The sequence below is a fragment of the Flavobacterium pallidum genome (genome assembly GCF_003097535.1).
In the GTDB taxonomy this organism is placed as follows: Bacteria; Bacteroidota; Bacteroidia; order Flavobacteriales; family Flavobacteriaceae; genus Flavobacterium; species Flavobacterium pallidum.
In genome coordinates this window covers 3,522,450-3,538,571 of record NZ_CP029187.1, presented here as the reverse complement: position 1 = coordinate 3,538,571, position 16,122 = coordinate 3,522,450, and the positions used below count along the sequence as shown (strand labels likewise).

Annotated in this window: 2 protein-coding genes; both read right to left on the bottom strand. The window is 46.0% G+C overall.

The features are described 5' to 3' along the window. Nucleotides 1-216: 216 nt before the first annotated feature. A complete protein-coding gene (locus HYN49_RS15015; protein ID WP_108904876.1) occupies nt 217-7,305 on the bottom strand; it encodes a choice-of-anchor D domain-containing protein in 7,089 nt (2,362 codons plus the stop codon). Between the two features lie 377 nt (nt 7,306-7,682). Continuing rightward, on the bottom strand, nt 7,683-16,010 hold the full coding sequence (locus HYN49_RS15010) for a reprolysin-like metallopeptidase (RefSeq protein ID WP_181368977.1): 8,328 nt from the start codon (nt 16,008-16,010) through the stop codon (nt 7,683-7,685). Nucleotides 16,011-16,122: the final 112 nt, after the last annotated feature.

The following is a 16,122-nucleotide window of genomic DNA, read 5'->3' as shown; positions in this document are numbered from 1 at the left end:
CTTTTTAAACCTTATGAAGCCTTTAAAAATCAGTGTTTTAGGTATAAATGAAACATTTTGCGCAATAAGTTTTTCTGATGGGTTTTTGTAGGTTTTTTATTCTCCGGCATAATGCTTTTATTCACCTCTTTTTTATCAGCATAAGGCAATTAAAAGGCAAAAAAAAATGGCCAAAATATTTTGGCCATTTTTACAAATCTGGGATAAAAAGGGTGATTATTTCATCACGATTTTTTTGCTGAAACTTCCGGTAGAAGTATTGATCTTTACAATGTATGTTCCGGCCGCATAATGTTTAACCGGAATCTGCAGCAGTGCGTCATTGTTGTGTTCCGTTTTCCACGTTTCAAGGCTTTGGCCTAAAACATTAAAAAGGGATACACTGTCTACAGTAAAACGATGCTCATTGTTTTGAATGTTGATGCTGTTGTTGTTGTTTGTGAAACTGATGGCCGGGCCATTAGGTTGTTGATTTTCAATCCCTAAAGTTGAATTCACGAACCTTAGCGAAAAACGGCTGTCATAAGTTCCCTGAGGCAAAACCACATCGTATGGACCTACTTTTATGTCATGGTATGACTGGTCTTCATCATCATAAATGTAGATATCCTGATTCTCGTCAAAGTTGATCAGCTCGTCTATGACAAATTGCACGTTTCCGTCGACACCTGCCTTCACGCCAAGAGGATAAATGTTGGCTTCGTTGAAAAAACCTTCGCCCTGGATAATGAGCCTTGTATCTCCGTTCAGAAAGTACATGTCATCAGGAAGTTGGTCAAACATAACGGCATCATAACCTGGGTCTATCGCACTTGTAGCATATTCATTCATGAACCCGAGCAACAACTGCCTGTGGTAATTTGTTGAAGAATTATAGCCGAGGCGGATTTTTGAAAAGCCGGTAACCATATAACTGTCGTCCTGGTTTCCTTCACCGTTACTAGTGGCTGTAGCGTTCATTTGATTGGCATTCCTGAACATTACATTCGATGATCCGCTGGTTTCTTTAACAAACAAACGTTGGTTGTTATTGAATTTAATTGTGCCCCCTGTACCGTTTCCGACGACAAAGAAACCTTGCCCTACAGGGATGAACCTTTTAGGGATTCGGCTGCTTGAGCCCAATCCGCTGATGCCCGGAGCCGCTACCGGAGGAGTTCCCCCCACGTTTGTCAAAGCAGCATAACCGCCCTGATAGTCTGCATAAACGTGCGTGGCGTTTGTTGAATAATGCTCCCAGAAATACAATGTGCCATTTATAGAGTCGAGGTTGTCGTTGATGAATTGCTGTGAATCCAGTGCTGATGCATAAGGATTTCCACAAAGGTTCAGGAATCCGGCACCGATTGGCAAGGTCACCGCACCGTTGTTCGGTTTTCCTGTAAAAGTGTAATTCTGTGTAGCACCCGCAGCGCCGCAACCTTTCATCGTGAACCCTTCACCCGGCAGCAATGTACCGTTTGCTCCGATGTATCCCCAATTTGCATAGGCGTTTCCGACATTCTGGAACTTGTATATCCAGTTTGCTGAAATGGTAATCGGGCTTGTAGGCGCACCATCCTCGCTGTCATAAGTCCAATTGATGTTTTTAAGGTTGTCCGGATTTGTTGCATCTTTAAATACATCGCTGATCGTGTAGCCTAAATTATTTGCTACGGTACTTGGCGCGCTTACAGGAGATGACCAGTAATTGTAGTTGTAAATATTCGTTTGCCCCTGTTGGTCCCTTTCAATAGAGCCTGAGCTGGTCGGATCCAAATCACTTCCTGAAGATTGCACCAATTGGGATTTGCCAACAAGATCGATTTTTCCGTCAAGGCTCAGGTAATGGGATACTTCGATTTTGATGTCGTTATCGGCAGTAATCTTATTGCTTAAAACGTCCAGTTCCAAAACCACTTTATTGGTGTTCGTAGTGATGTTATGGCTTGTCTGTACGATATTCCAGCCAATCCTTGTGGTTCCGTCAACGATGGAAAAACTGTATGGGTTATCCTGTACGTCACTGTTTTTCCAGGTGGTATCGGTGGTCCAGTCGCCATCGGCATCAGAAACGTAAGGCAGGGGCGCAGTCTGGTAATCTACAGTAATCAGGTTTTTGATGGCTGCAGTATAATCATTGTCGGACATATCCTTGGCATTCGTGTATGTATAAGTCGACATCGGGTAATACGCCCTTACGCTTGACCATGGGATGCTTTTCACTTCATTTAATGTGATTGTTTGCGGTACGATGCTTCCGTTGACGGTACCATTGGTGTGTTCGCGCAATTCCTGATTCATCACATACCTCAATTGGGCTGCGGTCAGGGCAGTGCCCCAAACCCTTACCTCATCGATTGTCCCGTTGAAGAAAGAAGTGGTCGCAGTGCCATCTGCGGCAGCGATAACAAACGATTGCGTATTGGTAAGCACCGGTAATAATGGCTGGGTAGTATCTAAAACGCCGTCAATATACATGCGTGCATTGGTACCGTCAAAAGTTACACCGATGTTGTGCCATTTTCCAGTTGGTATTACCACTGACGAAGTAATGGTTTGCATCGAGCCGTTCATCCAGTTCATTTCAGCATACCCGCCGCTGTTGATCGATAAATCGTAACCGGTAGTGAATGCGCTGTTTCTTTTTGATAATATAGTCTTGTTGGCAGTATTTCTTTTAATCCAGGCCGAAACTGTGAAATTTGTATTGTTGAGGTTTAATACATTTCCGGCATCCATATAATCATCTACACCGTCAAAAGAAATCGACCTTACAAAAGTCCTTTCAGGTGCATAACCAAAAGTGATGTAAGTGGTGCCGTTAAAATCATAAGTGGTTTCCAGTTTTGAGCCGTTGGCACGCATGATCCTGTATTCTGCCGTAGGGCTGAAAATCGGGCTGCTCGAAATAAACATCAGGAAGTCTCCCGGAGGCGTGATCGTTGAAGTCAATAGGGTAGAAGGTACCGATACTGTGACAGTTTTTACGTCGCCACCATTTTCGATAACCTTCCAGGTCCTTCCGATGGATACGAAATCCACCTGAGTGGTCAGTCCTGCAATACCGGAGCTCATGTTTACCAAAATCGGTGCCTGTGCCCCCAATGTACCGTTATTGCTTCCCCAGATAAGGAAATTCTTGTCTCCATCGAAAGTACTGGTGTTGTCTGAATTCCGCGCCTCGATGGTGGTCAGGCCCATAGTGACATCGTTTACAGTATTTTCTGTCTTTGATTGCTTTTGGTTCAATTGGGATTTATCATCCCTTCCGATTCCGGCAATATTGTAGTTGAAACCATTTGCTGAAGGGAAAATCGTCGTGCCGTCAGAATCGACATAATCCACGCTGGTCCCGTTTACGCCTAATGTGATTCCGTATTTTATAGCGAGGTAAGACTCAATTTTACTTTTATTGGCATTCGAATTTAAGCTGCTGTAATTGATGATTTCAAGGATGTCGCCTTCATAACTGGCATCGAAATATTCGCTTCGGCCCAACCAAAACCTTGAATTCACAATGTCTTTGTAAGGCAGGTAAGGACCGGGAGAAGCTGTAAGCGATTCTGTTGTAGTAAGCGTTGATCCATTGCATAAAAGCATCATCCTGCCCGATACGGTATTCCTCCTCGGGTTGAACATGTTTACGCCTGAGTATATTTTTGAGGCATTTATCTCGGCAATTCCGTAACTGGTATTGGCACCCTGATTGTAAGCGACAACGTCGGCGGCTGAAGTACCGTAACGCGTAGAGGTGTTGCCCATCTCAAATCCTGTGACATCCTGGCTGTTCTTGTTTACGGCAAGGTCATCGCCGCAATAAATGTCCTGTGCATTCGTAGCTGAAGTAATGTTGTTTTTAGGCTTCAGGACAATGAACATATCCTGGTTGTTGAATCCCTGGTTGCCATACAGCGTACTGGCGCCGTTAAAGGTGATTACAGGATTGAAATTGACATTGCTTGTAGCATTGTTCTTAAATTTCGGCTCGCGGGAAAATTTGGCAATCGCGTTTTTTGTGCTTCCTAAAGTCTGCTCACTCCAGGTGCTCACATTCTCATTGTCGTTTACCACGCCGATTTCGCTGTTGGCCTTCAGCCAGAATTCAAGATTCGAAGTCACCCCGCCAGGCGCAGTGGTCAGCGCGGCAAGATTCTGTACTACCGCAGTGACTACAAAAGTAAAGGCTGCTTTGGTTGATGGGCTGTTGGCATTGCTGTTTACGGTTACCGTTGCTGAGAATGAACCCACTGCAGTCGGCGTGAAAGTTACCACAAATGAAGTTGGCGACCCGGAACTTACGTTTCCACTTAATGATGTGATCGTGAAACCACTGCCTGCAGTGATTGCTGTTGAACTGATAGTTAAGGTGGAATTCCCGTAAGAATACACGTTAAATGGAATGGAAATGGGAGTAGTCAGATCAGTAATGCCGAAATCAGTCTGGTTCGCTACGCTTGATGATGTGGCACCATCTGCGATCGCTACTTCGTTACCCTCAATACCGATATCGCGGCCGGCTATTACGCCGGTTCCTTCAATAACGAAATCGAATATCCCTTCGTCGTCGTCACTGTTGTTGATTGTTACGATGGCTACCGCACTACCGGTAGAAGTTGGCGTGAACCTTACCTGGAACGTAGTGCTGCTTCCCGCGGCTATGGTACCTGCAGGTTGTGTCAGTACGGTAAAAAATCCGCTTCCTGTCACTACCGCGAAGTTTGGCCCCCCTGATAATGTCAATGGGCCGGTTCCTACGTTCTGGATTGTAAAAGTACGGGTCGTAGAACTGCCGATGGTGGTCGTGGTAAAAAGCGTTCCATCAGCTACAAGCCCGCGTGCTGCTCCGTCAATGATGGTTACACCAAGTCCCTGAATATTGATTTCAGGTGTTACACCAGTTCCGCCGGTTCCCCTTATATAGAAATTAAACGGGTTCTCATCCGAGTCATTTGTCACAAAGGACAAAGTGGCATTTCTAACACCGGCGGCTGTTGGCGTAAATTTTACTGAGAAAGTCGTTGTGGCACCAGCAGCAAGAGTAGTTGCTGGTGAAGTAAGTAATACGAATTCAGAAGCGTTGGCACCGCCTATGGTAAATGTACCAATAGTAAGCGGTAATGTGCCAATATTCTGTATGGTATAAGTCTTGGTAGAAGATATCATGACGTTTACGGTCCCAAAGTCTGTGTAGTCCGTCGTTTCGGGTGTCGTATCTTCATCGGCAATGTTATAGCCGTTCCCGGAAACCGCGATTTCAGGCGCGTTTACAGTGGCTAAGATTCCCGTTCTTGGCGAAGTGGTACAGCTTCCGTTCGAAACTTCAATATAAAATGTCGTGGATGTAACGATGTCAGGGGTCGTAAAAGTTGTTCCTGTCCCTAAAGCAACACCACCCGTTGCAGCCCCAAACCATGATATCGTTCCTGTTGATGCGGTTGCGCCAAGATTGACTGCTCCTGCTCCTGTCCTTGATCCCGGGGTAGTCGTAAGTATGGTTGGCATGGCCGTTGCAGTAACTGCCAATGTCCTTGGCGTACCGCTTCCGCATGCTATCGATGGGGTGACGGTGATATTTCCGGAAGTGCTGCCTGCACTCACGCTGATCGAATTTGAAGTTCCTCCCGCAGTTTGTGTCCAACCCGAAGGGAATGTCCATGTGTAAGTAACACCAGGAACGTTTGTAACACTGTAGCCTTGAACTGAAGTTTGGCATACATTCGTAGACCCTGTAATGGTGCTTGGTTGTGCCGGCCCGGCAGTAGGAGTTACCGCCAAGGTACGTGATGTCGACGTTCCACAGACATTTGTTGCCGTAACGCTGATGTTTCCTGATGCGCCTCCTGCAGTGACTGTTATTGCGTTGGTGTTGGTGCCACCTGTCTGTGACCATCCTGAAGGCAATGTCCAGTTGTAAGTTACGCCGGAAACGTTAGTTACAGAGTATGCTATTGATGTTCCTCCGCTACATGGGGTTGCGCTTCCTGTTATGGTTGAAGGTTGTGAAGGTACTGTATTTGGCGTTACAGCTAAAGTCCTCGCAGTTCCCGGGCCGCAAAGGTTTGAAGGCGTAACCTGTACATTTCCTGTTCCACTGCCTACGGTTACTGTAATGGAATTGGTTGTTCCTCCTGCGGTTTGTGTCCATCCTGTAGGAAACGTCCAGTTATAAGTAAGTCCGGCAACATTTGTTACGGAGTAAGATTGTGAGCTGCCTACGCAAGGAGCAGCATCACCTGTTATAGTGCCAGGCTGGGCAGGAACCGTGATAACAGTAACGCTTGCAGTATTATTTGTCCCTATAGCGGAGCTACAGTTATTAGGTGATGTGCCGCCGCTTGCCAGGTTCGTTATGGTAACAGTGGTCGAGCCGGTATTGGCCAATGCGCTGGTTGTGAATGTTCCAGTTCCAGCGGTTGATACCGTCATTGATGCGGTATTTCCTGTTGCAGCATTAGTGCCGCTGAGATTATATGTTACGGTATAAGGTCCGGTAGGCAAGCTTGCAGCTGATCCGTTCAACGTTACGGTTGCAGTTCCGGCCTGACAGCTATTTGCTGGTAACACGGTAGAAGTAAGTGAGTAAGTTGGGCATACCCAGGTGATAATTACCCGGCCCGCCGAACCGCTTCCGCCTGCCCTGTCCGTTGTAGTAGCTGTTCTTGCGCCTGCACCACCTGCACCATATCCTGTTGCGCTGGCACCATCCGCGCTTGTTGCACTTCCACTTGCTCCGGCAGTACCACCGGTAACAGCGAGACCACCAGTTACACCTACCGCGGCCGAACCGTTTGAACCTGTACCGGCACTGGCACCACCACCACCGCCGGAAGCACCGGCAGTGACACCTGTACCGCCATTACCACCATAAAAGTTGATGGTTCCTCCGGTATTGCCCGTTGTAGGAGCCGTAGCGCCTGCTGCAGTGACGTTGTTTGTGGCAGATGCGTTTCCTCCGGTTCCACCCACGGCCAATATTGTGCCTGTTGTGCCAAACCATGATGATCCTCCTGCGCCTCCGTTAGCTGTACTTCCAACACCTCCGTTTCCGACCGTTACGGTATAAGTAGTTCCTGGTATCACTGTAATGGCATTGTTTCTTACATATGCGCCACCGGCACCACCACCGCCTGCTGAAGGAGCTCCTGTCGCTCCACCACCGGCTCCACCACCGCCCCATGCTTCCACACGGATGCTGGTTACGCCTGCAGGTACAGTAAATGTTCCAGTGGAACTGAAAGTTTGTGATTGCCCGAAAGTCAGGGCAGTAAAGAGTAAGCAGGCTAGTAGGGTTAGCCTGCCCATTAGTAGGGTAGTTTTTTTCATATCCTTTGGGGTTAGATATTAAAATATGTATTTATTCTTTTTCAGAGAACTGCGATAAAACTAGTATTTAATTTCGGAATAATAAAACTTTTCAAGTAAAAATTTTAACAAAAAAATCGACGAACGGTTTGTAATCGTCGCCAAAGCGCATAAAATATAGGTTTTTGTAGTTTTTTTAAGAAGAAATTTTCACGATGGTTTGCCTTCATTTTCTCCTTCTGAATGTTTAAATGGTTGATTTTATCCAAAAGTTATCAACAAAAATGTTTTCGCTTTTTCAAAACCTGAAATGAAAATTTGCAATTTCCACCTATTTCAATAAAAAAAGCCTCCTAAAAAATTAGAAGGCCTTTTCAAATTGAAATTAAAATGGATTCTTAATAAACCACTTTTTTAGTGATTGTAATATTGTTTTCTGAAATAACCTGTACAAGAAGTACTTGTTTTTCAGCTCTCAAATCATTCAGCTCGATCATATTTGAATTGATGTCAGTTTTTTCATAAATCAACCTGCCTCTGATGTCGAATATTTTTACAGATGACATCGGCAACATAGAAGTTTTTACGTTTAGTATGCCGTCGTGTTTGTAAATCACCACATTGTTCTCATCGAAAACCGGATTATCCGTTCCTAATGGCGCGCTTTGATAAACAATTTCGAACCTGTTTGCAAATGTTCCCTCATTCGTGTCAAACGAATAAGCACTTTGTGTGATATTATGGGTCAACCCGATCAGGTTGTCCTTTATGAAAATATCCTGAGTTCCTGAGAAGATCCCATCAACATGATCAATGGAGAGTGTGTATGTTCCCGGCGTTTCAGCATGGAAATTCAACGGAACCACATCAGTATCCTCAAAAGGCAATGCACGGCCCTGGATTACAAAACTTTCATTATTAATGATGCTGGAGATGCTGTTTCCGTTTTCAATCAACGCCCCATCGATGGACTCATCTTTAGCCTGGGTGGCTCCATCCATATAAGCGACAAGGATTTGGTTTGCCGGACCGCTTGAGCTGTTTAGGTTTAACCACATACGGTGTTTTTCAACCGGGCCGGTCCTGAAAAATTGGCCCGTATTGTTACCTGTCCTCATGGCATTGGTGAAAGTTGCCGTTCCCGGAGTGCTTTTCGCAAGGATAAAGCCCTGACCGGTCTGGATGGTCCCATTCGGAGTTGCACCTCCGGCAATTGAAGCAACACCTCCGGTTGTGTTGTAAGTGGCATAATTCGCGCCATTTTCAGCATCCTGGGAAGTATGCGTCCAGAAATATAAGGTTCCTGAATTGGCTGCCAAAAACTGGTCCGCATCTACCGTTGAAGGATATGGATTTCCAATCAGGTTATACCCTTGTCCGTTCGTAACTGTAACCGGAATCGTTTTTGTACCATTGTTCGGCACGCCTAAAAACTGGCCGTTAAAAGTGGTTACAGTAGTAGGGAAAGTATTTGGGGCCCGGATCATATATCCTTTGGCTACTGCAAAATCGGTTGTTGCAGGATTTACCGCAGCAAAGGAGTTTGTGGTTTCATCCAAAATATAGAACCTGTTTGTAAGTGTCAGCGGAGAAAAACTCAGGAGATTCTGCGGATAAACCGGTGATGACCAGTACACATAATCCTGACGGCGCATTTGGGCATTCCTCTTTGAAATGATGGAGCCTGTATTGACAACGTCATTGATCTGGATCAGATTGGCATTATTCCTGAATGTCAAAGTAGATAATGGCGACACTGTTACCTTATCGGCAATAATAAAATCATGGCCTGAAAGTACATTCACATCGATAGCGCCATTAATTTCGAGCGCACAGGCTGTCAGGTCACCAACAGAAGTATAATTGGCATTGATTACTGCCTTTACACCAGCTACAGGATAGCCATTGCTCCACGAAGTACCGTTCCAGGTAGTGATTATTGGAGCGGCAATAGTGAAGTTTTGTGTTTTGGAACATCCGTGCGCATCCGTAATGGTACAAGTGTAATTTCCAGGCGCAAGGTTGGTTGCCGTTGCAGCATTTCCTCCTGAGGGTGACCATGAATAAGTATATGGCGCTGTTCCGCCGGAAGGAACCACAGTGGCAGTCGCATCTGTCTGTCCATAGCAACTGATGCTGGCCTGGCTGAAAGTATTATTAAGTACGGCAGGCTGGGAAATGGTAAACGCCTGATCCTTGAAACAACCATTTGCATCGGTAATCCTTACGGAATAATTTCCGGCAGCAAGATTTGAAGCCGTTGCGGCAGTTCCACCCGATGGTGACCAAAGGTAAGTATAAGCGCCCGTTCCACCAGAAGCGACAACAGTAGCAGAACCTGTAGCAGATCCAAAGCAAAGCACATTAGTCTGCGAAACGGTATTTGAAATGGCAGCAGTTGGTTGTGTAATCGTAAACGCCTGGTTCTTGAAACAACCATTCGCATCGGTAATCCTTACAGAATAATTACCGGCAGCAAGGTTTGAAGCGGTTGCGGCAGTTCCACCAGATGGCGACCAAAGGTAAGTGTAAGCGCCTGTTCCCCCTGAAGCGACCACCGAAGCAGATCCCGTAGCAGAACCAAAACAAAGCACATTAGTCTGTGAAACGGTATTTGAAATCGCAGCGGCAGGCTGCGTAATTGTGAATGCCTGATCCTTGAAACATCCATTCGCATCGGTAATCCTTACGGAATAATTTCCGGCAGCAAGATTTGAAGCGGTTGCGGCAGTTCCACCCGATGGTGACCAAAGGTAAGTGTAAGCGCCCGTTCCACCAGAAGCGACAACAGTAGCAGAACCTGTAGGAGATCCAAAGCAAAGCACATTCACCTGTGAAACGGTATTTGAAATGGCAGCGGCAGGCTGAGAAATCGTAAACGCCTGGTCCTTGAAACATCCATTCGCATCGGTAATCCTTACGGAATAATTTCCGGCAGCAAGATTTGAAGCGGTTGCGGCAGTTCCACCCGATGGTGACCAAAGGTAAGTATAAGCGCCTGTTCCGCCTGAAGCGACAACAGTAGCAGATCCAGTAGCTGAACCAAAACAAAGTACATTCACCTGTGAAACAGTATTTGAAATCGCAGCGGCAGGCTGGGAAATCGTAAACGCCTGGTCCTTGAAACAACCATTCGCATCGGTAATCCTTACGGAATAATTTCCGGCAGCAAGGTTTGAAGCCGTTGCGGCAGTTCCACCCGATGGTGACCAAAGGTAAGTGTAAGCGCCTGTTCCCCCTGAAGCGACCACCGAAGCAGATCCAGTAGCTGAACCAAAACACAATACATTGACCTGTGAAACCGTATTTGAAATCGCAGCGGCAGGCTGAGTAATCGTAAACGCCTGGTCCTTGAAACATCCATTCGCATCGGTAATCCTTACGGAGTAGTTACCGGCAGCCAGGTTGGAAGCCGTTGCGGCAGTTCCCCCTGATGGTGACCAAAGGTACGTGTAAGCGCCCGTTCCGCCTGAAGCGACCACCGAAGCAGATCCAGTAGCAGATCCAAAGCAAAGCACATTAGTCTGCGAAACGGTATTTGAAATCGCAGCGGCAGGCTGAGTAATCGTAAACGCCTGGTCCTTGAAACATCCATTCGCATCGGTAATCCTTACGGAGTAGTTACCGGCAGCCAGGTTGGAAGCGGTTGCTGCAGTTCCACCCGATGGTGACCAGAGGTATGTGTAAGCGCCTGTTCCGCCTGAAGCGACAACAGTAGCAGATCCAGTAGCTGAACCAAAACAAAGTACATTCACCTGTGAAACAGTATTTGAAATAGGAGCAGTTGGTTGTGTAATCGTAAACGCCTGGTCCTTGAAACAACCATTCGCATCGGTAATCCTTACGGAGTAGTTACCGGCAGCAAGGTTTGAAGCGGTTGCGGCAGTTCCACCCGATGGTGACCAAAGGTAAGTATAAGCGCCCGTTCCACCAGAAGCGACGACAGTAGCTGATCCCGTAGCAGAACCAAAACAAAGCACATTAGTCTGTGAAACGGTATTTGAAATCGCAGCAGTTGGTTGTGTAATCGTAAACGCCTGGTCCTTGAAACATCCATTCGCATCGGTAATCCTTACGGAGTAGTTACCGGCAGCAAGGTTTGAAGCGGTTGCGGCAGTTCCACCAAATGGCGACCAAAGGTAAGTATAAGCGCCCGTTCCACCAGAAGCGACCACCGAAGCAGAACCTGTAGCAGATCCAAAGCAAAGCACATTAGTCTGCGAAACGGTATTTGAAATGGCAGCGGCAGGCTGAGAAATCGTAAACGCCTGGTCCTTGAAACATCCATTCGCATCGGTAATCCTTACGGAGTAGTTACCGGCAGCAAGGTTTGAAGCGGTTGCGGCAGTTCCACCCGATGGTGACCAAAGGTAAGTATAAGCGCCTGTTCCGCCTGAAGCGACAACAGTAGCAGATCCAGTAGCTGAACCAAAACAAAGTACATTCACCTGTGAAACAGTATTTGAAATCGCAGCGGCAGGCTGTGTAATCGTAAACGCCTGGTCCTTGAAACATCCATTCGCATCGGTAATCCTTACGGAGTAGTTACCGGCAGCCAGGTTGGAAGCCGTTGCGGCAGTTCCACCCGATGGTGACCAAAGGTAAGTGTAAGCCCCCGTTCCACCAGAAGCGACCACGGTAGCCGAACCAGTAGCTGAGCCGAAACACAGTACATTCACCTGTGAAACGGTATTTGAAATCGCAGCAGTTGGTTGTGTAATTGTAAACGCCTGGTCCTTGAAACAACCATTCGCATCGGTAATCCTTACGGAATAATTTCCGGCAGCAAGGTTTGAAGCCGTTGCGGCAGTTCCACCAGATGGCGACCAAAGGTAAGTGTAAGTGCCTGTTCCGCCTGAAGCGACTACGGTAGCAGATCCAGTAGCTGAACCAAAACAAAGTACATTCACCTGTGAAACAGTATTTGAAATAGGAGCAGTTGGTTGTGTAATCGTAAACGCCTGGTCCTTGAAACAACCATTCGCATCGGTAATCCTTACGGAATAATTTCCGGCAGCAAGATTTGAAGCCGTTGCGCCCGTTCCTCCGGATGGCGACCAAAGGTAAGTGTAAGCGCCTGTTCCCCCTGAAGCGACAACAGTAGCTGATCCCGTAGCAGAACCAAAACAAAGCACATTAGTCTGTGAAACGGTATTTGAAATCGCAGCAGTTGGTTGTGTAATCGTAAATACCTGACTTTTTGTACAAGTGGTAGCGTCTGTAATAGTACATGTATATGTCCCGGCAGCAAGATTCGAAGCAGTTGCTCCAGTACCGCCTGACGGGGACCATAAATAGGTATATGGAGCTGTTCCACCCGATGCTACAACTGTGGCGCTACCTGTACTTGCTCCAAAACACAACACATTTACTTGTGAAGCAGTATTGGTTACATTACAAATATTAAAATTGAAAGTCTGTGCTCCCAATAATGCAAGGTTTACACCAGTTAATGAAAACTTGAAACTGTCAGCGCTATTATTCACGCCATTGTGGACATAAGTAATCAACCCACTGTTAATATTAGCCTGGGTAAAAGTGTCTCCAACGGCAAGGTTTACACCATTCTTTTTCAGGGTGCCTCTTACAGGCAATTCGGTAATTGTATAAATTAGATCAGTATTCGTGGCACTTGGCTGTGAGGCCGTTAAGTTAGACGATAGCAACGTTGCTGTTGTACCCTGTGTTACATTTAAGAAATTGTTGCTGAGTGAAATATTATTTACAATCTGTAATTTTCCGCAAATAGTTACATTTAAGTCATTGAAAGTTCCACCGCTGGCATTTGCGCCCCTGTCGGTAGCCAATAATGTCCATGTTCCCAGGGAGTGTGACCCGATAAATTTCGCCAATGGCTGGCTCGCCTGCTGTATTCCTTCCATGCCTGCAGTCGTCAATGGATCAATGTTTCCGCACGTGAGCGGGACACCGGCATCATCAAAAGTGATATCAAAGTTTGCTCCTGAACAATCCCTGTTATACACTTCAACAAAAATTCCTGTCGGACCGCTGAACTGCATTTTAATATCAGCGAGCGATGCGTGCGTAGCCTTCATATAAAAGCTTACTTTGCTGATGACCACATCATCAGGAACATCCATTTTTGCAATGACGGCATTGGTACTATTGGTTTCCCAAACGTTATTCCCATCATAGTATTCATTGGTATAAGTATGGCAATAGTCACTGGCGATCTGAAATACGGATATCGGGGAATATGCACCGGTAATACATGCGTTGATTGGTTTTACCCTCCAATAATTGATTGTGCCTGTTGTCAGTGCAGTAGTCTGGTATGAATTGGTTGTCACTGTTGCTGTTTCCAGTAAAGTGCTGAAGTTCGGATTTGCTGCGATTTCGACAGTATAGGAAGAGGCATTTGCCAAAGCGCCCCACTGCAGGTTAACTGATGTGGCTTGGTTTGTAGCACCATTTACAGGCGAACTTAGTGCTACGCTTCCAATGGCACTGTCAAATACTTTTAATGTCAATGGCAAGGTAATATTTGCTGATGCAGATGTACCTACAGCGTTGATGCTGTAATTTCCGATGGCCACGCTGCTCATTCCCGAAACGGTCATCGTTACTGTTCCTGAGGCGCTCATTGTTGCCGGTGAAAAATTCACGATGGCACCCGATGGCAGATTGGTAGCACTAAATGTTGTAACTTCTGAGAATCCGGGAGCTGGCGCGTAATTTAATGTATATACGGCACTTGCAGGTTTACATACCGGCACTGTGGCCTGCGTCGTGGTCAAATCGAATTTATTGGATTTGATTTCAAAATCGGCATTGGAAATATCAAAAAAGATATTTGCGGCAGCTTCGACCTTGATCCTGTTCTTGGTGCCAATATTATTTGGAACCGTAATGGCCTGAGTACCGTCGTTTGGCGTCGCAGCCAATAAAGTGATCGGATACGTCAACCCGCCATCAGTCGACATTTTGATGTTGACGTTAACCGAATAAGTAGCCGTATTGGTACTGTTTACGTTCCAGGTAACCGTTTTAGATTCCCCAACGTACCATGTTGCAGCTGCATTCGGCGAAGTCACTGAAAAAGGCCCGGCACTGCCGACGGTAATCGTAGTATTGTCCTGATTGGTCTGTCCGCCTACAGGGTTGTTATCCCTGACCGTGCAACGGAATTTCATTGTCCTGGCTACACTCGGCAACACTTCCCAGGTGGGTGTCGTATTATTGATGATCGCATTCAGGTTTGGAAAAGTCCTCGAAGGGGAGGTGGTCGGAAAAAATGACCTGAATTGTGGCCTTGTGGTATTCGTGCTTTGTGGGGTTTGCGCCAAACCTGTGGTCGTCGCATCCATTTGTTCCCAGCAATAGGTCATCGTTAACAGGTCGGCAGCGCTATCAGTAGCATTTCCGGTTAATACAAAGGGTGTTGAAATCGGAATGGTATAATTTCCAAAAGCCGTAATCACAGGCTCGTTATTTACGATAGTAGTTTCCAGGTCACAGGTGTGCCCGGCAATTTGCGTGGTAATCTGTTGGATACTGATGGCATGAAAATAGGCATCACTGTTATTTTGTACGTTCGGAGGACAAATTCCCGCATATCCCATAATCGTGGAAGCGCTTCCCGGTTCCAAACCTGAAGTAGCCGAGTATTGGCAGGTATTGTTTTGTGTATGCCCGGCGCCAAACTGATGCCCCATTTCATGGCATACATAATCAATATCGAAAGGATCGAACTGCGGCGTAACGATTCCTGTTACACCTTGTCCCTTACCAGTGGCATTACAAGGTGCGGTACTGGCGATTCCCCCACCACCTGTACTGAACACGTGGCCCACATCATAAGCATTTACACCTAAAAGTCCCGTGATATTCGAAGTATTGGTGCTAAGCATCTGTGATCCGTCGTAATTGTCATAAGGGTCAGGATCGGCAGTAGGGGTATCTTTATTGACATTGTTGATGTATATCAGTCGATCTTCACCCGAAACCAATTGAAAGTGAACTGCAAGATCACGCTCATACACGCTGTTTACACGCGTAATGGTCGTGTTCACCGCAGCTAAAACTCCCGAAATCGTATTTCCGTAATAAGCTGAATATTCAGAGGTACAGGCTACCGCCAAATCATATGTCCTGTATTTCGCATCCGTAGAGTTCCTGTGTGTACTCGGTACCGGATCCATCTTATCCATCTTTTCATCAATTGAATTACAAATCATTACTTCATCGGCACTTCTCACGAAGTCAGACCGGTCGTATACGATGTAATTCTCGAATTCATTTTTAGCATAAGGATCGATGTAGATGGTGCGCTCGCCGGTAATCAATCCGCGGAATTCATTATTGTACATGCTGAAATGGATCACATTGAGCGGATTGTCTACACTTACGCCCCTATACGATTGAATTTCCGGGTATTTGGCTCCAAGGTCAGGCGCAAGCACATCCACTTTTTCAATGCTGAACATTTCAGTTCGTCCATCCTCAAACGGAAACGACAAAAGCACAGTATGTGAAAGGTGATTGTTTTCATCTCTGACAACGGCTTCATGCAAAGTTTCCCTAAACACATTGATGTCGAGGTGAAATACCTGATATCTTGCAGGAACAATGTCTCTTTTAAGACTTCGGGTGCTTTTAGGTAGGTCTGACTCCTTCTTAAATTGCCAATTGTTAATCGATTGGGCAAAACATAATGGGGCAAAAAGAATACTGGCAAAGATTGCCAGAAGTGTAGTTTTTTTCATTTTAATCAGATTTGGTACGCCAAACATATTAAATGAAAATCAAGCGACCAAATTTTTTATCGATAAAAAGCATAATTTCATCGACAAAATACATTATTTATATTTAAAGAAA

What these genes read in the sequence shown, in the direction of transcription:
- HYN49_RS15015 (WP_108904876.1), bottom strand. Translation starts at nt 7,305, where the DNA reads ATGAAAAAAACTACCCTACTAATGGGCAGGCTAACCCTACTAGCCTGC.
- HYN49_RS15010 (WP_181368977.1), bottom strand. Translation starts at nt 16,010, where the DNA reads ATGAAAAAAACTACACTTCTGGCAATCTTTGCCAGTATTCTTTTTGCC.